Annotated in this window: 17 protein-coding genes and 2 tRNA genes; 5 read left to right on the forward strand and 14 right to left on the reverse strand. The window is 59.3% G+C overall.

Annotated features, from left to right (window positions below; translation table 11 throughout):
* Positions 1–25: 25 nt before the first annotated feature.
* Both QC815_RS12300 and QC815_RS12305 read left to right on the forward strand, forming a co-directional pair.
* Positions 26–1,141 carry an N-acetylglucosaminyl phosphatidylglycerol synthase gene (locus QC815_RS12300; protein ID WP_310540003.1) on the forward strand — a complete coding sequence of 372 codons (1,116 nt, stop codon included), beginning with the start codon at positions 26–28 and terminating at the stop codon, positions 1,139–1,141.
* Positions 1,119–2,141 carry a glucosaminyl phosphatidylglycerol flippase gene (locus QC815_RS12305; RefSeq protein WP_310540006.1) on the forward strand — a complete coding sequence of 341 codons (1,023 nt, stop codon included), beginning with the start codon at positions 1,119–1,121 and terminating at the stop codon, positions 2,139–2,141. Before QC815_RS12300 ends, QC815_RS12305 begins: the two co-directional genes overlap by 23 nt.
* A 102-nt stretch (positions 2,142–2,243) precedes the next feature.
* On the opposite strand, the gene sucD is transcribed toward QC815_RS12305, so the two are convergent.
* The 9 genes from sucD to sdhC form a co-directional block, all read right to left on the reverse strand.
* Positions 2,244–3,116, reverse strand: a complete 873-nt coding sequence (gene sucD / locus QC815_RS12310) for a succinate--CoA ligase subunit alpha (RefSeq protein WP_310540008.1) — start codon at positions 3,114–3,116, stop codon at positions 2,244–2,246.
* A complete protein-coding gene (sucC, locus tag QC815_RS12315; RefSeq protein ID WP_310540010.1) occupies positions 3,116–4,282 on the reverse strand; it encodes an ADP-forming succinate--CoA ligase subunit beta in 1,167 nt (388 codons plus the stop codon). Before sucC ends, sucD begins: the two co-directional genes overlap by 1 nt.
* Before the next feature lie 161 nt (positions 4,283–4,443).
* Positions 4,444–5,883 carry a dihydrolipoyl dehydrogenase gene (lpdA, locus tag QC815_RS12320; protein ID WP_230446401.1) on the reverse strand — a complete coding sequence of 480 codons (1,440 nt, stop codon included), beginning with the start codon at positions 5,881–5,883 and terminating at the stop codon, positions 4,444–4,446.
* Positions 5,884–5,972: 89 nt separating this feature from the next.
* On the reverse strand, positions 5,973–7,565 hold the full coding sequence (gene odhB, locus QC815_RS12325; RefSeq protein ID WP_230446400.1) for a 2-oxoglutarate dehydrogenase complex dihydrolipoyllysine-residue succinyltransferase: 1,593 nt from the start codon (positions 7,563–7,565) through the stop codon (positions 5,973–5,975).
* Positions 7,566–7,603: 38 nt separating this feature from the next.
* A complete protein-coding gene (locus tag QC815_RS12330) occupies positions 7,604–10,435 on the reverse strand; it encodes a 2-oxoglutarate dehydrogenase E1 component (protein ID WP_230446399.1) in 2,832 nt (943 codons plus the stop codon).
* A gap of 323 nt (positions 10,436–10,758) precedes the next feature.
* Positions 10,759–11,469, reverse strand: coding sequence for a succinate dehydrogenase iron-sulfur subunit (locus QC815_RS12335; RefSeq protein WP_230446398.1), 711 nt, complete (start codon positions 11,467–11,469; stop codon positions 10,759–10,761).
* Positions 11,470–11,493: 24 nt separating this feature from the next.
* Positions 11,494–13,266, reverse strand: coding sequence for a succinate dehydrogenase flavoprotein subunit (sdhA, locus tag QC815_RS12340; protein ID WP_230446397.1), 1,773 nt, complete (start codon positions 13,264–13,266; stop codon positions 11,494–11,496).
* Between the two features lie 3 nt (positions 13,267–13,269).
* The gene (sdhD, locus tag QC815_RS12345; protein ID WP_230446396.1) at positions 13,270–13,617 is read right to left on the reverse strand and encodes a succinate dehydrogenase, hydrophobic membrane anchor protein; all 348 of its coding nucleotides are present in this window, start codon (positions 13,615–13,617) and stop codon (positions 13,270–13,272) included.
* A complete protein-coding gene (sdhC, locus tag QC815_RS12350; RefSeq protein ID WP_230446395.1) occupies positions 13,611–13,988 on the reverse strand; it encodes a succinate dehydrogenase, cytochrome b556 subunit in 378 nt (125 codons plus the stop codon). The genes sdhD and sdhC overlap by 7 nt, the downstream gene beginning before the upstream one ends.
* Before the next feature lie 486 nt (positions 13,989–14,474).
* Between sdhC and gltA the strand changes: the two genes are divergently transcribed.
* Positions 14,475–15,761, forward strand: a complete 1,287-nt coding sequence (gltA, locus tag QC815_RS12355; protein ID WP_230446394.1) for a citrate synthase — start codon at positions 14,475–14,477, stop codon at positions 15,759–15,761.
* A gap of 136 nt (positions 15,762–15,897) precedes the next feature.
* A complete protein-coding gene (locus tag QC815_RS12360) occupies positions 15,898–16,779 on the forward strand; it encodes an NAD(P)-dependent oxidoreductase (RefSeq protein WP_310540018.1) in 882 nt (293 codons plus the stop codon).
* Between the two features lie 383 nt (positions 16,780–17,162).
* On the opposite strand, the gene QC815_RS12365 is transcribed toward QC815_RS12360, so the two are convergent.
* From QC815_RS12365 to gltX, 3 genes are all read right to left on the reverse strand, one after another.
* A tRNA-Glu gene (locus tag QC815_RS12365) sits at positions 17,163–17,238 on the reverse strand.
* Positions 17,239–17,276: 38 nt separating this feature from the next.
* Positions 17,277–17,352, reverse strand: a tRNA-Ala gene (locus QC815_RS12370).
* A gap of 103 nt (positions 17,353–17,455) precedes the next feature.
* A complete protein-coding gene (gene gltX / locus QC815_RS12375; protein WP_310540020.1) occupies positions 17,456–18,934 on the reverse strand; it encodes a glutamate--tRNA ligase in 1,479 nt (492 codons plus the stop codon).
* A gap of 253 nt (positions 18,935–19,187) precedes the next feature.
* Between gltX and QC815_RS12380 the strand changes: the two genes are divergently transcribed.
* On the forward strand, positions 19,188–19,712 hold the full coding sequence (locus tag QC815_RS12380) for a helix-turn-helix domain-containing protein (RefSeq protein WP_230446391.1): 525 nt from the start codon (positions 19,188–19,190) through the stop codon (positions 19,710–19,712).
* A 23-nt stretch (positions 19,713–19,735) separates the two neighbouring features.
* Here the strand turns inward: QC815_RS12380 and QC815_RS12385 are convergent, their stop codons facing one another.
* Positions 19,736–20,359, reverse strand: coding sequence for a hypothetical protein (locus QC815_RS12385; RefSeq protein WP_230446390.1), 624 nt, complete (start codon positions 20,357–20,359; stop codon positions 19,736–19,738).
* A gap of 318 nt (positions 20,360–20,677) precedes the next feature.
* A complete protein-coding gene (locus QC815_RS12390) occupies positions 20,678–20,899 on the reverse strand; it encodes a helix-turn-helix domain-containing protein (RefSeq protein WP_310540023.1) in 222 nt (73 codons plus the stop codon).
* Positions 20,900–20,952 lie beyond the last annotated feature (53 nt).

Genomic DNA, 20,952 nt, shown 5'->3' on the forward strand with positions numbered 1-20,952 from the left:
ACACTCGTGTGGCTCGGAGATGACCTTGCATATTGCCGACATAACCATGTTCCACGCGCCGGCCAGCGGCGGCGTACGTACTTACCTGCAGGCAAAACATCGCGTGCTGCGCGCCGCCCAGGTGAGAGCCAGCCTGGTGGTGCCCGGCGCCGAGGGTGACAGCCTGGGCGACACCCACACCCTGCCAGCTCTGCGCCTACCCCTGGGCCAGGGATACCGGTTTCCGCTGCGCCGCCGCCCCTGGTGCAATACGCTTGTCGACCTGGCGCCTGACCTGATCGAGGCAGGCGACCCCTACGTGACGGCCTGGGCAGCGCTGGATGCCGGCCAACGGCTTGGCGTGCCGGTAGTCGGTTTCTATCACTCGGACCTGCCCCGGCTGATGGGCGACCGCTTTGGGAACCACGTCCGCCAGCGCCTGATCCGCTACGTCGTCGACCTTTATCGGCGCTTCGATAGCGTATTGGCCCCCTGCAAGGCCATGGCCGAGCGGCTGACCGAGTGGGGCGTCGACAACGTGCGCGTGCAGCCATTGGGCGTCGACCTTGCGCAGTTTCATCCGGATCGCTTTGACCCGGGTCTGCGCAGGCGCTACGGCATTGGCGAAGACAAAAGGCTACTCATCTTCGTCGGTCGCTGCTCGCGAGAAAAAAACATCGACACGCTGCTCGCCACCATGAAGAAGCTTGGAAGCGACTATCATCTGCTGCTCATGGGCCCTGGCATGCCCCATCAAGTGCCCGATAACGTCACAGTGGTGGAGCGCTGCTGTGGTGCCCACGAGGTCGCCACCGCGCTTGCCAGCAGCGATGCCCTGCTCCACGCCGGTACCCGCGAAACCTTCGGCTTGATCGCTCAGGAAGCAATGGCCAGCGGCCTGCCGGTCATCGGCGCACGGGCCGGCGCGCTGATCGAGAACGTCCCGCTGGGCGGCGGTATTTTATGCCGCCCTCTCGACCCTGATGCCATGGCGGAAGCGTGCACGGCGCTATTCAGCAACGATATTGCCGCCAGTGGCCGCTACGCCCGTCACTTTGTCGAACGTCAGTTCGGCTGGGACAGCGTGATTCACCGCCTGCATGAGCACTACCGCGACCTTGCCCGGCAGGATCTTCCCCATGCGCGCTCACACTATCGATAGTCCTCGGCGGCGGCCACGCCTGCGGCCGATCCACGGCGTACTCCTCCTGGGCGCCATTCTGACGCCGCTGGTACTGACATCCCTGGCAGGTGGCCAGGCGGCTCTGGCCCACCTGACGACGTTTCCGTTGGGCCTGTTGGCACTGATGGTCGCCCTCGCTGCGCTATGCTGGAATATCAACGCCACCCGGCTTCGGCTCATGCTCAACGGCCGGGCAGGCCGGCTAAGCCAAGGGGGCGCACTGGGGATCGAGATGGCCACCAAGTTTGCGCTATGCGCCACGCCTGGCGGCAGCGGAGGCCCCGCTACGCTGCTAGCACTATTGGCCCAGCGCGGCTTTTCGCCGGCCAAGGGAGCCGCGATGTTTCTGATCGACCAGGGGTGCGACCTGCTGTTCTTTTTATCCATGCTCATCATCGCCCTTGGCAGCACGCTGTTCAGCGACAGCCAATGGCCCCACCAAGGATTGATCGAAGCTGCCCTGCTGGCACTTCTGGCGTTTATGGCTACCGTATTGCTGGCTATGCGTTATCTATCCTGGCTGATGCGGTGTCGCCCCCTTCGCCTTCCCGGCGTCAATGCTCTACGGCGCCGCTGGCTTATCCGCCGCCTGCTGCGCTGCCGCCATGCGCTGAAGGCGACCCTGGCACTCCCGCGCACGACACTTGCGCTGATGCTTGGCCTGACCGCCTTGCACTGGGTACTGCGCTATAGCCTGCTCTATATTGCCGTTCTAGGGGTCGGCGGGCACGCCGACTGGCTGTGGACGTTTCTCACACAGATGCTGGCCATGGCGGCTAGCCAGTTCAGCTTTCTACCGGGCGGAGCCGGCGCCGCCGAAGTCGGCGTTGGCGGCCTGCTACTGCCGCTGATGAACCAGGGTCAGGTAGTGGCGGCAGTGCTTATCTGGCGGCTGGTCAGTTACCACCTTTACCTGCTGGTGGGTGCGCCGCTGTTTTTCCTTTACAGCACACGCTGGCTCAATCGACGCCAGTCATGACGCCGGTTAACGGCACAGCCAACGCACCTTGCCATTCCCCTCAGATAATAAAAAAGAGCACCCGAAGGTGCTCTTTTTCAGTTCACGGCGTCTAGTAAGTGCTTACCAGCCCGTCATCTCTTTCAGCGCGTCGCCGATCTCTGCCAGAGAGCGCACGGTTTTGACACCGGCACCTTCCAGGGCAGCGAACTTCTCGTCAGCGGTGCCTTTACCGCCGGAGATGATCGCGCCTGCGTGGCCCATACGCTTGCCGGGAGGTGCTGTCACACCGGCAATGTAGGCAACCACAGGCTTGGAAACGTTGGCCTTGATGTAAGCCGCCGCTTCTTCTTCCGCCGTGCCACCGATTTCGCCGATCATGACGATGGCTTCGGTTTTCGGGTCTTTCTCGAACATCTCGAGGATGTCGATGAAGTTGGAGCCCGGGATCGGGTCACCACCGATGCCGACACAGCTGGACTGACCAAAGCCATGATCAGTGGTCTGCTTGACCGCTTCGTAGGTCAAGGTACCCGAACGCGATACGATGCCGACACGGCCCGGCTGGTGAATGTGGCCCGGCATGATGCCGATTTTACATTCGCCCGGGGTGATGACACCGGGGCAGTTCGGGCCGATCAGGCGAACACCCAGCTCGTCACATTTTACTTTTGCGTCGAGCATGTCGAGGGTCGCGATACCTTCGGTAATGCACACGATCAGCTTGATGCCGGCATTGGCGGCTTCAAGAATCGAGTCTTTACAGAACGGCGCCGGCACGTAGATCACGCTGGCTTCCGCGCCGGTTTTCGCTACCGCTTCCTTCACGGTGTTGAAAACGGGCAGACCCAGGTGCTCCTGGCCGCCTTTACCCGGCGTTACGCCGCCGACCATCTGGGTACCGTAGGCAATCGCCTGCTCGGAGTGGAACGTACCCTGGCCACCGGTAAAGCCCTGGCAGATGACCTTGGTGTTCTTGTCGATCAGGATGCTCATTACTTGCCCTCCGCCGCTTTTACGACCTGCTGAGCCGCGTCGGTCAGACTGGTAGCCGCGATGATATTCAGACCGCTAGACGCGAGTTTTTCGGTGCCTAGCTCGGCGTTGTTACCTTCCAGACGTACGACCACCGGGACGTTGACACCCACCTGCTCAACGGCACCGATGATGCCTTCAGCGATCATGTCGCACCGTACAATACCGCCGAAGATGTTGACCAGAACGGCTTTGACGGAGTCGTCAGACAGGATCAGCTTGAAGGCTTCCGCGACGCGCTCTTTGGTCGCGCCGCCGCCAACGTCCAGGAAGTTGGCCGGGCTACCGCCGTTCAGGTTGACGATGTCCATGGTGCCCATGGCCAGGCCCGCGCCGTTAACCATGCAGCCAATGTTGCCATCGAGTGCGACATAGTTGAGTTCCCAGGCGGCGGCTTCGGCTTCGCGCTCGTCTTCCTGCGACGGATCGCGCATGGCCTGCAGATCCGGGTGACGGTACAGCGCGTTGCTGTCGAGACCCAGTTTGGCGTCGAGGCAGTGGAGATTACCCTGCTCGGTGATGACCAGCGGGTTGATTTCCAGCAGTGCCAGGTCTTTCTCGTGGAACAGCTTGGACAGCCCCAGGAAGATCTTGGTGAACTGCTTGATCTGGTCGCCGGACAGGCCCAGCGCAAAGGCCAGCTCACGCGCCTGGTAAGGCTGTGCGCCAACCAGCGGGTCGATCTCGGCTCTGAGAATCTTTTCGGGGGTTTCTTCGGCGACTTTCTCGATCTCTACGCCGCCTTCAGTGGAGGCCATGAAGACCACGCGGCGGGTCGTACGATCGACAACGGCACCCAGATACAGCTCATCGGCGATATCAGTGCAGGTCTCGATAAGAATCTTGGAAACTGGCTGGCCGTGCTCGTCGGTCTGGAAGGTCACCAGGTTTTTGCCCAGCCACTGCTCGGCAAACGCCTTGGCATCAGCCGGGTCTTTAATCAGCTTTACGCCACCCGCTTTACCACGACCACCTGCGTGCACCTGGGCTTTAACCACCCACATGTCGCCGCCGATCTTTTTACATGCGTCTTCAGCTTCTTCGGGAGTGTCCACAGCAAAGCTCTTGGACACGGGTAGACCATAATCGGCAAACAGCTGTTTACCTTGATACTCGTGAAGGTTCATCGATTCATGCCATTGGTTGCATGTGACTCGAACGATGATCAGTTTCCTTGAAAGAACTGTCATCCCCGTGCTTTCGATCTCTGTTTTTCAAACCGCGTCGAAAAGACATGGCCGAAAGCGTTGCGCCACCCTGGGGTGGCGCTTTTTTGTTACGGCGTAATTTACTTACGCTTTTTGCGGTTGGCCATGTGGATCGCGTGGCCTTCAACCGCGAGCGCCGCTTCATGCACCGCTTCCGACATGGTCGGGTGAGCGTAGCAAGTCAGCGCCAGGTCTTCGGCACTGGAACCGAATTCCATGGCAATCACGCCTTGGGCAATCATCTCACCGGCGTGCTGACCCACAATGTGCATGCCCAGAATGCGGTCGGTTTCCGCATCGGCGATGATCTTGGCGTTGCCTTCGGTGGCGTTGTTGGCCATTGCACGACCACTGGCCGCAAAGGGGAAACTACCGGTCTTGACGTTAATACCCTTGGCTTTGGCTTCTTCCTCGGTAATCCCCACCCACGCGACTTCCGGGAAGGTGTAGATAACGTTGGGAATGGCGTCGTAGTTCATCTCGGCCTTATGGCCCGCGATGATATCCGCCACCATGATGCCTTCTTCCGAGGCCTTGTGCGCCAGCATCGGGCCGCGTACGCAGTCGCCAATGGCGTAAACGCCCGGGACATTGGTACGGCACTGGTCGTCGACGAAGATAAAGCCGCGTTCGTCCAGCTCGACGCTGACACCGTCGTCGATGACGCCCTTGGTATAAGGACGACGACCGACACAGACGATCAGCTTGTCGAAGGTCATTTCCTGCTCGCCGTCAGCGTCGGTGTACTTGACGGTCACTTCTTCGCCGTTGGTTTCCGAGCCGGTGACGCGAGCGCCCAGTTTGATGTCCAGGCCCTGTTTCTTGAGCAGCTTCTGGGTTTCTTTACCGATGGCACCGTCGACCATGGGCAGGAAGGAATCCATGGCTTCGAGCACGGTGACCTCGGAGCCCAGGCGGTTCCACACGCTACCCAGTTCCAGGCCAATGATACCGGCACCAATCACGCCAAGACGCTTGGGTGTTTCCTGGAATTCCAGTGCACCGGTGGAGTCGACAACCAGTCCTTCGACCAGCGGGGTCGGCGGAATTTCCACCGGTACAGAGCCCGCCGCCACGACGATGTTATCGGCGTCATAGGTGGTGGCCTTGCCGTCTTTATCGGTCACTTCCACCTGCTTGCCGGAAATGACTTTACCAGTGCCGTCAATGGCGGTGACGCCGTTGGCCTTGAACAGGCCCGAGATGCCGCCGGTCAAGTTCTTAACGATCTTATCCTTGCGCGCCATCATCTTTTTGACGTCCATGGTGACGTCACCGGCCTGGATACCCAGGTCATCGAAATCGTCTTTCGCTTCGACGAACTTGTGCGATGCTTCAAGCAGCGCCTTGGACGGGATACAGCCAACGTTCAGGCAGGTACCGCCGTGCACGACGTTACCTTCCTTGCCGATCCATTTTTCGACACAGGCGGTTTTCAGCCCGAGTTGCGCCGCACGGATGGCCGCTACATAACCACCAGGGCCGGCACCAATAACGATCACATCAAACTTGTCAGCCATGTTGGCTCCTTTAGCTTGGGTGCCTTCTCCCTTGTGGGGCAGAAGGCAGGGTGCGATTGAACGTGAGAGCTTGGCAGGTCGCGATGACCTTACACGTCCAGCAACAGGCGTGCGGGATCTTCCAGCAGCTCTTTAATGGTCACCAGGAATTGCACGGCATCTTTGCCGTCGATCATCCGGTGATCGTAGGAAACCGCCAGATACATCATCGGGCGAATCTCGACCTTGCCATTGACCGCCATAGGACGTTCCTGGATCTTGTGCATCCCCAGGATGGCGGTTTGCGGCGGATTGATGATCGGGGTCGACATCAGCGAGCCGAAAATACCGCCGTTGGTGATCGTAAAGGTGCCGCCCTGCATTTCGTCGATGCCAAGCTTACCGTCACGCGCCCGCTTGCCGAAGTCGACGATTGTCTTCTCGACATCGGCAATCTTCATGCTGTCGGTGTCGCGCAGTACCGGCACGACCAGGCCGCGCGGCGTGGACACGGCAACGCCAATGTCCTGGTAGCCGTGATAGACGATGTCGGTACCGTCGATGGAGGCGTTGACGTCCGGGAAGCGCTTGAGCGCCTCGGAGGCCGCCTTGACGAAAAAGCCCATGAAGCCGAGCTTGGTATCGTGCGCCTTGAGGAACGTATCCTTGTACTGCGCGCGCAGCTCCATGACTGCGGTCATGTCGACTTCATTATAGGTAGTGAGCATCGCCGCGGTTTGCTGCGCCTGAACCAGACGCTTGGCGATGGTCTGACGCAGACGGCTCATCGGCACGCGCTTCTCGGGGCGCTCGCCTTCTACCGCCGGAGCGGCCGCTGCCGCAGCCGCTTTCGGCGCAGCAGCACCGCCGCCTGACGATTTCTTCGCGGATCCGTCTTTCACGGCTTTTTGCACGTCCTCCTTGAGGATGCGTCCGCCCTTGCCGGTGCCGCTGATCTTGGTAGCGTCGAGATCGTGCTCGGCGACCATCTTGCGGGCCGCCGGAGCGAGGATCTTGTCGCCGACTTTCTCGTCGGCGCCTTCGTCTTCGCTGCTTTCCGACTTGGCCGGCTTGGTGTCATCACCACCGCTCTCGCCGCCGGCGCCTTCGGTGAAGGTCGCAAGCACGGCTTCTGACTCGACCTGGCTGCCTTCTTCGGCCTTGATCTCGGCCAGGGCGCCGTCGGCGGGCGCGACGACTTCCAGCACGACCTTATCGGTTTCGATATCGGCCAGCACCTCGTCACGCTTGACCGCTTCACCGACCTTCTTGTGCCAGGCGGCCACGGTGCCTTCCTGAACCGACTCGGGGAAGCTCGGTGCTTTCACTTCATGCTGCTTGCCACCACCGTTACCGCCGCTGGCTTTCTTGTCTTCCGATTTACTTTCGGATGTCTCTTCTGACTTTTCAGCGCTGTCATCGCCAGAAGACGTGTCTGCTTTCTTGCCGCTATCGGCGGAGGCGTTGCCCTCACCAACCTTGCCCAGCACCTGCTCTGACTCGACGGTATCGCCTTCTTCGACCATCACCTCGGTCAGGGTACCCGCTTCCGGTGCGACGACTTCGAGCACCACTTTGTCGGTTTCAATCTCAACGATAAGCTCGTCACGCTCAACGCTGTCGCCCGGCTTCTTGTGCCATGCGGCGACGGTGCCTTCGGCAACGGATTCCGGAAAGGTTGGCGCTTTGATCTCGGTAGCCATGTCGTTTCCCTTATGTGTTCTCTAAATCCGGTGGGCGCTTAAAGATTAAACGCGTCTTCCACCAGCTGGCGCTGCTGTTCAGTATGGACGGACATGTAGCCCGCTGCCGGAGCAGCAGAGGCCGGGCGTCCTGCGAATTTCAACTCACGTCCCAGGCCATCCTTGAGCATGTCGGCCACGGTGCGCATATGGTGCTGGCTGGAATACCAGGCGCCCTGGTTCAACGGCTCTTCCTGGCACCAGACGATATCTTCCAGCTGGGTATATGCCTGAAGGGCGGCGAGAAGCTCTTCCTTGGGGAAGGGATAAAGCTGCTCGAGGCGCAGGATGGCCGTGTCGTACCGCTCGTTTTCGGCGCGCCAGTTGGCCAGGTCGTAGTAGACCTTGCCCGCACACAGCACCACGCGCGTGACGTTCTCGGCCGTCAGCTCGGCCTGATCCGACAGCACCATGTGGAACTTGCCGTGGGCCAGGTCTTCGAGGCTGGATGTCGCTTCCTTGTGACGCAGCAGCGACTTGGGCGACATGACCACCAGCGGCTTGCGCAGCGGGCGGATCACCTGACGACGCAGCAGATGATAGATCTGCGCCGGTGTCGTCGGGACGCAGACCTGCATGTTGTGCTCGGCACTCATCTGCAGGAAGCGCTCAAGGCGGGCCGAGGAGTGCTCGGGCCCCTGACCTTCATAGCCATGGGGGAGCAGCATGGTCAGGCCACACAGCCGGCCCCACTTGGTTTCACCGGAGGAAATGAATTGATCCACCACCACCTGCGCACCGTTGAAGAAGTCGCCGAACTGGGCTTCCCAGATCACCAGATCGTTAGGCGCCGTGGTCGAATAACCGTACTCGAACGCCAGCACGGCTTCTTCCGACAGGAAGGAGTCGTGGATCGTGAAGCGCGGCTGTCCGTCGGACATGTTCTGCAGCGGCACGTAGGTCGACCCGTCCTTCTGGTTGTGCACGACCGCATGACGGTGGGAGAAGGTGCCGCGGCCCACGTCCTGGCCGGTAATGCGCACCGGATGCCCCTGCTCGAGCAGCGTGGCGTAGGCCAGCGTTTCCGCAAACCCCCAGTTGAGTCCCATGCCACCGGCCTGCATCTTGCGCCGGTCTTCATAGATCTTCGCCACTTGGCGCTGCACTTCGACCCCGTCGGGGATCTCGCACATGCGCGCCGCCAGCTGCTGGAGTCGCTTCATGTCGAAGGTGGTATCGGCGTTGCCGGTCCACTCGTGCCCCAGGTATGGCGTCCAGTCGACGAAGAGCGACTTGTTGGGTTCCTGAACCAGCGCGTTTGCCACGTGGTTGCCCGCTACCAGATCATCGCGGTAGGTCTCGATCATCGCCTTGGCGGCTTCCTCGGAAAGCACACCTTCGTCGACCAGGCGCTTGGCATACAGCGAACGCGCGGAGGGGTGATCCTTGATCTTCGAGTACATCATCGGCTGGGTGCCGGAGGGCTCGTCGGCTTCGTTGTGACCGCGACGGCGGTAGCACACCAGGTCGATCACCACGTCTTTCTTGAATTCCTGACGGTAGTCCAGGGCCACCTGCGTGGCGTGCAGCACCGCGTCCGGGTCATCGCCGTTCACGTGAAAAATCGGCGACTGCACCATCTTGGCGATGTCTGTGCAGTACTCGGTGGAACGCGAATCCAGCGGGTGCGAGGTAGTGAAGCCCACCTGGTTGTTGATGACGATATGAACCGTGCCGCCGGTCTTGTAGGCACGGGTCTGCGACATCTGGAAGGTCTCCATCACCACGCCCTGGCCGGCAAACGCCGCGTCGCCGTGGACGTTGATCGGCAACACCTTACTGCCTTCATCGTCGTTACGGCGATCCTGACGGGCGCGTACCGAGCCCTCGACGACCGGGGCAACGATTTCCAGGTGAGACGGGTTGAACGACATGGCCAGGTGGACTTCGCCGCCCGGCGACATGACGTTGGAACTGAACCCCTGGTGATACTTGACGTCGCCCGACCCGCGCTCGATGACTTTCTTGCCGTCGAACTCGTCGATCAGATCTGCGGGGTTTTTACCCAGGATGTTGACCAGCAGGTTGAGGCGCCCGCGGTGAGCCATTCCAATTACGACTTCTTTCGTGCCGTATCCGCCCGCCCGCTGGATTAGTTCGTCCATCATCGGTACAAAGGTTTCGCCGCCTTCCAGACCGAAGCGCTTGGTACCCGGATACTTGGACGCCAGGTAGTTTTCCAGGCCTTCGGCGGCCGTCAGACGCTCCAGCACGTGTTTGCGCACGTCATCGCTGAACTTGGGCGCACTGCGTACCGACTCGAAGCGCCGCTGCAGCCAGCGCTTCTCCTCGGTATCGACAATGTGCATGATCTCGCAGCCGATCGAGCGGCAATAGGTGCGATCCAGCGCATCGACGATATCGCGCAGCGGCGCCTTGTCGATGCCTAGAAAGAACGAACCGGTTTGAAACTCGGTGTCCAGATCAGCCTTGGACAGCTGATGGAAAGACAGATCAAGATCGGGGACGGGGGTGGGATTACGCAGACCCAGCGGATCGATGTTGGCCTTCTGATGGCCACGAAAGCGGTAAGCGTTGATCAGCTGCAGGACTTTCACCTGCTTCTTGTTCTCGCCGCCTTCAGCGGCTACGGCCCGAGCAGGGCGACTTTCACGGCCCAGCTGATAGAACTGATCACGAATAGGGCTTAGTGGAACATCGTGGGAGGCACTGCCCTCGGGCCGCGGCAACTGGTCAAAATAGCTGCGCCACTCGTCAGGGACAGACTCAGGATCGGCGAGGTACTGCTCGTAAAGCGCTTCCACGTAGTGGGCATTGCCACCACTAACGTGAGAGGAACGCCACATCAACTCCATTATGCCTTGTTGCATCTCTCGGTCACCCTGCACTGATGGGGTGGTATCGGTATCGTCGCATCAACGCGGCGACATCGGTATTGCCCTGCCGGCGGGGCGGGACATTTGCCGGCGGCACCGGCCAGTAGCCGGAAACCCTTTTCAATTCAATTTCTTGTCAGTTCATGCTCAAAAGCCGGTACTCACGGCACCGGCTTTTAAACTTGACTGATCATGCAGTGCGGCGCAACGCCGCACTGCATGATGGGGACTATGATAACAAGCGAAGCGCCACGATTTAAGTGGCATTGATGCGCAACTTAAGTGGTATTCGCTTTTTTTTCATAGAACCTCCTTGCTCAGGTGGCATCCGCCAGCAACATTTCGCGAATCTTGCCGATTGCCCGCGTCGGGTTGAGGCCTTTCGGGCACACCGCCACGCAGTTCATGATGCCGCGGCAGCGGAACACGGAGAACGGGTCTTCCAGATCGGTAAGGCGCTCGCGGGTCGCCGTGTCACGGGAATCCGCGAGGAAGCGGTACGACTGCAGCAGACCAGCCGGGCCGACAAACTTGTCCGGGTTCCACCAGAACGACGGGCACGAGGTCGAGCAGCACGCGCACAGGATGCACTCGTACAGGCCATCGAGCTTGTCGCGCTCTTCCGGTGACTGCAGGCGCTCGATCGCCGGCGCCGGGGTATCGTTCTGCAGGTACGGCTGGATACGCTCGTACTGCTTATAGAAGAGCCCCATATCGACGACCATATCGCGGATGACCGGCAGGCCGGGGAGCGGACGCAGCGTCAGCTTGTTGCCCTTGACGACGTCCGACAGCGGCGTGATACACGCCAGGCCATTCTTGCCGTTCATGTTCATGCCGTCGGAGCCGCAGACCCCTTCACGGCAGCTGCGCCGGAATGCCAGGCCGCTGTCCTGTTCTTTCATCATGTGAAGAACGTCCAGCACCATGACATCGCGCCCCTTGGTGTCGACCTGAAACTCCTGCATGTAGGGTGCGGAGTCGGTTTCCGGGTTATAGCGGTATACCGATACCTGAAGATTGGACATGGTGTCTCCCTCTCGTTGCAGAGATTAGTAGGTACGAACCTTGGGCTCGAAGGTATCAACGGTTTTCGGCTTGAAGTTGACGTCGCGCTTCTTAAGCTCTTTTGTCGCCGGGAAGTAGAGCGAGTGCTTCAGCCAGTTGACATCGTCACGGTCAGGGTAGTCGTAGCGCGAGTGAGCACCACGGCTTTCGTTTCGCTCAAGGGCAGCAATCGCCGTTGCTTCGGCCACTTCCATCAGGTTATCGAGCTCCAGGGCCTCGACACGCGCGGTGTTGAAGGCATTGGACTTGTCCGGCAGGTGAGCGTTCGCAATACGGCTGCGCAATTCGTCCAGCTTCTTGACGCCTTCCTGCATGTTTTTCTCTTCGCGGAACACGCCGAACGAGGTCTGCATGATGTCCTGAAGCTCGGCTTTCAGCGCAGGGATGCTTTCGCCGCCCTCGGAATCGTTCCAGCGGGTGATACGCTTCATGGCGAACTCGACGTCCGACTCGGACGCGTCGAGGTACTCAATGCCATCGTTCAGCGCGCCTTCGATGAACATGCCCGCGGCACGGCCGAAGACCACCAGGTCGAGCAGCGAATTGCCGCCCAGGCGGTTGGCGCCGTGAACCGACACGCACGCCGCCTCACCACAGGCGTACAGGCCGTTGACGATGTGATCGTTGCCGCTTTCATCCTGTGTGATCGCCTGACCATGAATATTGGTCGGGATACCGCCCATCATGTAATGGCAGGTCGGCACGACCGGAATCGGGTCTTTGGCCGGGTCGACGTGAGCGAACGTCTTGGACAGCTCGACGATGCCGGGCAGGCGCTTGCCGAGAACATCTTCGCCCAGATGGTCGAGCTTCAGGAAGACGTGGTCGCCCTTCTCGCCGCAGCCACGACCTTCGAGGATTTCCATGACCATGGAACGTGCCACTACGTCGCGGCCCGCCAAGTCCTTGGCATTCGGCGCGTAACGCTCCATGAAGCGCTCACCGTCCTTGTTGATCAGGTAACCGCCTTCGCCACGGCAGCCTTCGGTGACCAGCGTGCCCGCGCCGTAGATACCGGTCGGGTGGAACTGCCACATTTCCATGTCCTGCATCGGGAAGCCGGCGCGCAGCGCCATGCCGATACCGTCGCCGGTGTTGATCAGGGCATTGGTGGTCGAGGCATAGATACGGCCCGCGCCGCCGGTGGCCAGTACGGTGGCTTTCGATTTGACGTGAACCACTTCACCGGTCTCGATGCACATGGCGATACAGCCCACCACATCGCCTTCGGCATTCTTGACCAGATCCACCGCGTACCACTCGTTCAGGAACGTCGTGTTGTTCTTGAGGTTGTTCTGGTACAGCGTGTGCAACAGCGCGTGGCCGGTACGGTCGGCTGCGGCGCAGGTACGCGCGGCCTGGCCACCTTCGCCGAAGTTTTTCGACTGGCCACCGAACGGGCGCTGATAGATGCGGCCGTTGTCGAAGCGCGAAAACGGCAGGCCCATGTGCTCGAGCTCGAAGACCGCTTTGGGGCCCTCTGAACACATGTACTCCGACGCGTCCTGGTCAGCGATGTAATCGCCGCCCTTGACGGTGTCATACATGTGCCAGCGCCAGTCGTCTTCAGGGTCGGCCGACGCGATAGCACAGGTGATACCGCCCTGGGCCGATACGGTGTGGGAGCGCGTCGGGAAGACTTTCGACAATACGGCTGTCTTCTTACCGGATTTCGCCAGCTCAAGAGCAGCGCGCAGGCCAGAGCCACCGCCACCGATGATAATGGCGTCAAAGGTCAGGCTACGTAGGTTAGACATGTATCAAGCTCCCCACAGAATTTGAATGCCCCACACCAGGTAAACGAAGATGGCCAGAATGATGAGAGACTGGACACCCACGCGCAGGTAGGTGGACGTTAGGTAATCGGTCGTCACGGTCCACAGACCAATCCAGGCGTGTGCCGCCACAGAGATAAAGGCCAGCAGAGAAAAGATGCGCATCCAGGTCTGATCGAACAGCGCGGACCAGGCGTAGTAATCCAGGTCGGGATTAAACAGCAGGTAGGCCACCATGAATACGGTGTAAAGGGCCAGCACCACCGCCGAAACACGCTGCATCAGCCAGTCGGAAAGGCCACTACGGCCAAAACTTGTGATGTTGGTTACCATACCCAGACTCCTGCCAGAATAATCAGAATCGCGCTAACCACCACGGTGATCTGCGCCTTTTTTACACCGCCCTCGAGCGTCACGCCGATGTCGGCATCCATCAGCAAGTGCTTGATGCCGGCAACAAAGTGGAACGCCAGGGCCGAAAGCAACCCCCACGCCACAAGCTTGGCGAAGAAGTTATTGGCCAGGGCGCTGCTCACGGCGTCAAAGCCTGCCGGTGACGACAGCGATTTACCGAGTGCCCAGAAAGCGAAAATGAGGCCAATAAACAGGATGACACCTGTGATGCGGTGTGCGATCGACGTCAATGCCGGAAGGGGAAAGTGTATCGTCGTCAGGTCTAAATTTACGGGTCGTTTGCTATTCACGGCTTATACACACTCTTTTGGCCCGCTCTGCGACAGGTCGGGCGAAGCCCGAGCGGGCAGTGATTACTGGAAGGGGCTCGGCCGTTGCCAAGTCGGGCACGACCTCCTACCTGCCGGTCGCGCGCCGAAGATTATAAGAAGCTTCGCCCCCGCTGACAAACCGAACTAAGGGTTTACTCGACCATTGTGCGAGAAAAAACCCCATCCTGTGAGTCGATTTTGCATCGCAGCATGGTTATAGTGTCGGTAAGCCAGCACGTTCGTAAGCAGGTTAACGTATTATCCAGACAACGGCATTTTCCTGCAAAAACGGCGCACCAACCATGGACAACCATTAACCAGCACAACCCACACTGTACAAGCATACCTACCGATAGGGCTAATTGACAAAATGACGCACGCTTCTATAGTGGGCAAGCCTTTTCGCCGGCGCGGTATGCGCAGCACCGACTTTACGTCCCAACCCGAACTCGAAAGGAGGCCAGCATGGCTGACAGGAAAGCAACATTAACGGTAGACGGTCTGGAAAAGCCGATCGAACTGCCGATGTACTCCGGCTCACTCGGCCCTGACGTCATCGACGTCCGCGGCTTGGGTGCCGAGGGCCTGTTCACCTACGACCCCGGCTTCATGGCCACCTCTTCCTGCCAGTCAGCTATCACCTATATCGATGGCGGCAAGGGCGTACTGCTGCATCGCGGCTACCCCATTGACCAGCTGGCGAAAGAGTCCAATTTCGTCGAGATGTGCTATACCCTGCTGTTCGGCGAATTGCCGAACGACCAGCAATATGCGGACTTCGAAACGCGTATTCGCAACCACACCATGGTTCACGACCAGATCAATAACTTCTTCAAAGGGTTCCGCCGCGATGCGCACCCGATGTCGATTCTGTGTGGCGTCGTGGGTGGCCTGGCCGCCTTCTATCACGACCACATGGACATCACCAAGGAAGAAGACCGCGAGATCAGCGCGATCCGCCTGATCGCCAAGATGCCGACTATCGCGGCGATGTCGTACAAGTACAACATCGGTCAACCGTTCAACTATCCCCGCAACGATCTGAGCTATGCAGAGAACTTCCTCTACATGATGTTCAGCAATCCCTGCGAGGAATACAAGATCAACCCGGTATACGCCAAGGCCATGGACCGCATCTTCATGCTCCATGCGGATCATGAACAAAATGCCTCCACGTCCACCGTACGCCTGGCGGGCTCCACCGGCGCCAACCCGTTCGCCTGCATCAGCGCCGGCATTGCCGCCCTGTGGGGCCCGGCCCATGGCGGCGCCAACGAAGCCGTACTGGCGATGCTCGACGAAATCGGCGACGAGTCCGAAGAAAATATCCAGCGCTTTGTTGATAAAGCCAAGGATAAAGACGACCCGTTCAAGCTGATGGGCTTTGGTCACCGCGTTTATCGCAACTTCGACCCGCGCGCCAAGGTCATGAAAGAGACCTGCGACGAAGTACTGGCCGAGCTTGGCATGGCCGACGACCCACAGCTCAAGATCGCCAAGCGCCTGGAACAGATCGCCCTTGAAGATGAATACTTCATCGAGCGCAAGCTGTACCCGAACGTCGATTTCTATTCGGGCATCATCCTGAAGGCCATGGGCGTGCCGAGAAACATGTTCACGGTCATCTTTGCGGTATCACGCACTATCGGCTGGATCTCGCACTGGAACGAAATGCTCAGCGAAAGCTACAAGATCGGTCGTCCGCGCCAGCTCTATATTGGCCACGACCAGCGCGACTACCCGACCAAATAAGTCGCTACTATACGCTGACATGCGCAATCAAAGGCCGCCTCTTGGTGGCCTTTTGCGTTTGCGCTCCTTAAAACCCACTATTTTGATACTCAGCTCGATACACAACTCGATATCTACAACAACCCAGAGGTGATTTATGCCAACCATCAAGACAGTCGCGTTTATCGGTTTGGGCGTGATGGGCTACCCCATGGCGGGGCATCTCGCCAAACAGGGCCTTACCACCCGCGTCTACAACCGCACCGCCAGCAAGGCCGAGGCCTGGGTCAACGACTATGGCGGCAGCGCCCATCCTACGCCGCGTGACGCTGCTTCAGGCGCCGACCTGGTATTGCTCTGCGTGGGCAATGACGACGACGTGCGCGACGTGACCACCGGCGAGAATGGCGTCCTGCACGCCATGGGTAACGGCAGCTTTCTGGTAGACCACACCACCGCCTCGGCCGACCTCGCCCTGGAACTCGATGCTGCCTGCCGCGAACGTGGCGTGGCCTTTATCGACGCGCCGGTCTCCGGCGGCCAACAGGGGGCGGAAAATGGCGCCCTGACGGTCATGTGCGGCGGCCAGCAGGCGCACTTCGATACCGTCGAGCCACTGCTTGCCCATTACGCCCGCGCCGTGACGCTGATGGGCGGCGCCAGCAGCGGACAGCTGACCAAGATGGTCAACCAGATCTGCATTGCAGGTCTGGTTCAGGGGCTGGCCGAAGGGCTGCATTTTGCCGAGCAGGCGGGCCTCGATCAGCAGCGAGTGATCGACGTGGTGTCCAAGGGCGCTGCCGGCTCCTGGCAGATGGAAAACCGCCACAAGACCATGATTGCTGATGAGTACGAGCACGGCTTCGCAGTGGACTGGATGCGCAAGGACCTGGCCATCTGTCTCGCCCAGGCGCGCCGCTTTGACGCCACCCTGCCGACAACCGCACTGGTGGATCAATTCTATGCCGATGTGCAGCGCCAGGGCGGCGGCCGATGGGATACTTCATCACTGCTAAAACGCCTGCGTAAGGCCCAATAGCCGCTTGACATTTTACCCCTCTGCTGACCGTCACAGGGTTTTCCACACTATCTGTGGATAACCCTGTTCACAACCACTAGAAAACGTCCCACAATCGCCATGAGCAGTGGGAATGTCTTAAATTGGTCATTTTTTAACCTAGCGCAAGTTACTGTTTTTAAACAAGTTATCAAAAAACAATGGGTTAGGGAGTTAATTCCGCAGGGCTGTGCACAACCTGTCTTACAAATGCGTAAAAGTGGACAAGTCAAGTACAAAATACGCCCATTCGGGGCATTTTCAGTGCTTTGAAGAGGATGAAAAATAGAGGGGCATGGCGATTACACAGCGCACGAAATGAGCTGAATAAGGTTCACAAAAAGGAAGGATGATGTAGAAAACGATGGCGTCCCATAGGGGGTTCGAACCCCTGTTACCGCCGTGAAAGGGCGGTGTCCTGGACCACTAGACGAATGGGACGTTTTGTACCGCGTTTCGCGTCATGACGATGTCATTATTGGTGGAGCCTAGCGGGATCGAACCGCTGACCTCAACACTGCCAGTGTTGCGCTCTCCCAGCTGAGCTAAGGCCCCACTTGTCGCGAAGACGGAGCGTATATTACTGATTACGCTCGCCTTCGTCAACTAGAAAAACGCCAAAAACTTCTCCCTGTCTTGATTGGCGTTTTCCCGACCGTTAGAGGTCGCGAAACGCCTTCTCGAAACGCTTCGCCTGCTTCTTGGAAACCCCGCCCAGTACATCGATGGCGTGCCGCAACCGGGCACGGGTAACGTCCGAGCCCAGGATGGCCATCGCATCCATTACCGACGTACTGGTGGTGCTGCCGGTGATCGCGATGAACACTGGGGCAAGAAACGCTTTCATCTTCATGTCGAAATGCGCAGACAGCACTTTCACTTCCTCGAGCAGGGCTTCCTTGTGCCAGGCAGGTACCGCTTCAAAGCGCCAGACCAGGAACTGCAGCAGCCTGACCAGCTCATCTTTTTCCATCTTGACGCTATCGAAGTCCTGCTCTTTAAGCTCAGGCAAGCCCGAAAAGAAATGCCCCGCCAGCGGCGTTGCCTGGGCAAGCGTTTCGATGCGCGGGCGAATCTGCGGCAGGATCTGCTTTACGTAGTCTTCGTTGAACGCCCACTCGCGCAGCGCCTGCAACAGCCCGTCGTCATCGAGATCTTCACGAATATAGACCCCGTTCAGCCAGGTCAGCTTTTCCAGATCGAACACCGGCCCACCCAGCGACACGCGCTGAACGTCGAATTCCGCCATCATTTCCGGCAGGCTGAATTTTTCGCGTTCGTCGGGCATCGACCAGCCCATGCGGCCCAGATAGTTGGTCACCGCCTCTGGAAGGAAGCCCATACGGCGATAATAGTTGATCGACGTCGGGTTCTTGCGCTTGGACAGCTTCGACTTGTCCGGATTACGCAGCAGCGGCATATGGCACAGCTGCGGCATTTCCCAGCCAAAGTACTCGTAAAGCAGCTGGTGCTTGGGCGCGGAATTGATCCACTCCTCGCCGCGCAGCACGTGGGTGATCCCCATCAGGTGATCATCGACCACGTTGGCCAGATGGTAAGTGGGCATGCCATCGGATTTGAGCAGAATCTGCGCGTCAACCTGCGCCCACTCCACCTCGATAGTGCCGCGCAGCATGTCATCCACCACGCACACGCCGTCGCCGGGAACGTTCATGCGTACCACATAGGGCCAGCCTTCCTGGGCACGGCGTGCGGCCTCGTCTTCATCCAGCGCCAGGTCGGCGGGTTTCAGGGCTAGATGCATACCGGCGGCTTTGCGTGCTTCGCGCAGTTCGTCCAGTTCCTCGCTGGTGCGGTAGCACTTGAACGCGTGCCCGGCGTCCAGCAACTGCTGGGCATGCTGGGCGTAGATATCGCCGCGCTCGCTTTGCCGGTAGGGGCCGTGCGGCCCGCCTACATCAGGACCTTCATCCCATTCGAGGCCCAGCCAGCGCAGCGAATCGAGAATCATCTGTTCGGATTCCGGCGTGGAGCGCACCCGATCGGTGTCTTCGATACGCAGGATAAACTGGCCGCCGTGCTGACGCGCGAAACATAGATTGAACAGCGCAATATACGCCGTACCAACGTGGGGATCGCCCGTAGGCGATGGCGCAATACGGGTACGTACGGTCATGGGAACGTCCTTTTGGCAATAAAGCGTGGTCATATTATACGCACCCTATGCGCAACCAACACCACAGCGAGGGAACGACTTGCGATAGAAAGCGTCACACAGCAGTTAAATCACCGTTGTATGCTGACAGATGCGCGTTAATGCACAATCGCTTAGTATAGCGCAGCGCTTATTATTCGGATTCACGTCTCATTTTCAGGTGAGGCACATTGTTTAACGCCATCAATGCGATGGATAACCTTAGGAAAATGAAATGGAATCGCTAGGCTCACGTATCAAGCAACTGCGGCTTCGGGCCAAGCTCAACAAAGCTGCCCTTGCACGTAACGTTGGCGTTTCGGATGTCACCATTTCTTACTGGGAATCAGGGGCGATCAAGCAAATCGGTCACGAGCGCCTGGTCGCATTGGCCGAAGCCCTGGACTGCTCCCTGGCGACGCTGCTCGAGGGCGACAGCGCACCGCAGATGCTGACCCTTCACCATGAGGGCCCGCTTCCCTGGGAGCAGGTACAGTCAACCGCGCTTACCGTACCGGAACACCTGCCGCTCAAGGCCAACTGGAAAGCGCCGTGCATGATGGTAACGCCCGCTCCCGGCAGCGATTTTGCACCCGCGGCGCCTGGGGATCTGCTATTACTCGGCCCGACGCGTGTATTTCACAAGGCGGGCCTTTACCTGGTCGAACAGGATGGCAAGCTTCAGCTCAAGCAACTGAGCAAGGCCAACAGCGACATGACAATCCAAGCCGTGCTGTTGGCGCACTGGAAGGCGGCCTGAGATAGCCATTAAGAAATAGGCATTCAAGGGGTTTGCAATAGCTGAGCATCACCCCGTGACTGCCTGGGTTCGCTGCCCACCATAAAACGCGTGGTGTAGGTGGCGATCTGGCCCAGGCCATGGCGCGACTCGGTCACCAGCTCGCCGGCCAGATACTCGCCTTCCTCGCCGATGCGCTGCTGCACCGACTCGGGCTGGACGGTGGCCTCTGAAAGCTCAACGGTGACGCTGTAGCCACCGTCAGGTAGGCCACTCCCGGGGCCGAACGGCCCCGCCGTAAACTGCCCCTGCGCCACGTCCACCCGCTCGCGCCAGCGAACGCGGCTCAGCTCACGCTCGATGATCACCTGCACCTGGGCTTCATCCGGCAGGTTCGTCTCACCCTCGATCAGCAAGCGGCGGTCCGAACCAATCGACGCAGACACCAGAATGCGCACGTTCAGCGGTTCTCTCTGCTCATCAGCCTCGCGCTGCGCCTGCGCCTCGCGACTCGCGGCCTCTTCCTGGGCCGCGACATTTTCCGCCTCGCGGGCCTGCTGCTCCCGGGACGCCTGCTCTTCGGAATCGCTACAGCCGACAAGCAGTGTCATGGTGAACAACACGATGCCAACCCGCGTTAGCCCGAAACCTGTTCTCATCTTGTACATATCCGCTCCTCGACCACCATTAAGGCCAGCTTATCACTCCCCTACGACAAGCACAGCGAATTAACCCACTGATTGAGGAACATATCGCGCGAATTCCATGATGACCGCCACAACGCTGTTGCTGCATGAAAGGCTTCTAGTTAGCCACAACGCCCGCGCGTCGATTCCGTCCGGCAGGGGCACTAATGTTCCACCTGAACCGCGATCTGATGATGAAGTTAGTTCCTTACATACATGGACAATGCCTGAACCACCTACAAAAGCGCCCTGGCTAAAAAGCAGGGCGCTGTTCATCTATTCCCAGGCGAAAACCGGCGGTTAGGTCAGGTCGCTAAGCTCCACATCCAGCGCGTCCGCTATCCGGGTCAGCACACGTAGCGAGCCGGTTTTCTTGCCCGTTTCTATCTCGGAAAGATACCCTTGGCTAATGCCAACCGTTGCTGCCAGTTCACCTGCGCGCAGGCCACGATATTCGCGGTATACCTGGCGGATGCAGGCTCTAAGTGCAACACCGTCAATGTGTCGATGACGGAACCTCATGGTACTTCGCCAGCTCCTCGCTCATCACCTCAATTGGGCACTTGAAGTCGAAG

The sequence above is a fragment of the Vreelandella gomseomensis genome (genome assembly GCF_031451645.1).
GTDB classification, from domain to species: Bacteria; Pseudomonadota; Gammaproteobacteria; order Pseudomonadales; family Halomonadaceae; genus Vreelandella; species Vreelandella gomseomensis.

What these genes read in the sequence shown, in the direction of transcription:
- QC815_RS12305 (WP_310540006.1), top strand. Translation starts at nt 1,119, where the DNA reads ATGCGCGCTCACACTATCGATAGTCCTCGGCGGCGGCCACGCCTGCGG.
- sucD (WP_310540008.1), bottom strand. Translation starts at nt 3,116, where the DNA reads ATGAGCATCCTGATCGACAAGAACACCAAGGTCATCTGCCAGGGCTTT.
- sucC (WP_310540010.1), bottom strand. Translation starts at nt 4,282, where the DNA reads ATGAACCTTCACGAGTATCAAGGTAAACAGCTGTTTGCCGATTATGGT.
- lpdA (WP_230446401.1), bottom strand. Translation starts at nt 5,883, where the DNA reads ATGGCTGACAAGTTTGATGTGATCGTTATTGGTGCCGGCCCTGGTGGT.
- odhB (WP_230446400.1), bottom strand. Translation starts at nt 7,565, where the DNA reads ATGGCTACCGAGATCAAAGCGCCAACCTTTCCGGAATCCGTTGCCGAA.
- QC815_RS12330 (WP_230446399.1), bottom strand. Translation starts at nt 10,435, where the DNA reads ATGCAACAAGGCATAATGGAGTTGATGTGGCGTTCCTCTCACGTTAGT.
- QC815_RS12335 (WP_230446398.1), bottom strand. Translation starts at nt 11,469, where the DNA reads ATGTCCAATCTTCAGGTATCGGTATACCGCTATAACCCGGAAACCGAC.
- sdhA (WP_230446397.1), bottom strand. Translation starts at nt 13,266, where the DNA reads ATGTCTAACCTACGTAGCCTGACCTTTGACGCCATTATCATCGGTGGC.
- sdhD (WP_230446396.1), bottom strand. Translation starts at nt 13,617, where the DNA reads ATGGTAACCAACATCACAAGTTTTGGCCGTAGTGGCCTTTCCGACTGG.
- gltA (WP_230446394.1), top strand. Translation starts at nt 14,475, where the DNA reads ATGGCTGACAGGAAAGCAACATTAACGGTAGACGGTCTGGAAAAGCCG.
- QC815_RS12360 (WP_310540018.1), top strand. Translation starts at nt 15,898, where the DNA reads ATGCCAACCATCAAGACAGTCGCGTTTATCGGTTTGGGCGTGATGGGC.
- gltX (WP_310540020.1), bottom strand. Translation starts at nt 18,934, where the DNA reads ATGACCGTACGTACCCGTATTGCGCCATCGCCTACGGGCGATCCCCAC.
- QC815_RS12380 (WP_230446391.1), top strand. Translation starts at nt 19,188, where the DNA reads ATGGAATCGCTAGGCTCACGTATCAAGCAACTGCGGCTTCGGGCCAAG.
- QC815_RS12385 (WP_230446390.1), bottom strand. Translation starts at nt 20,359, where the DNA reads ATGTACAAGATGAGAACAGGTTTCGGGCTAACGCGGGTTGGCATCGTG.
- QC815_RS12390 (WP_310540023.1), bottom strand. Translation starts at nt 20,899, where the DNA reads ATGAGGTTCCGTCATCGACACATTGACGGTGTTGCACTTAGAGCCTGC.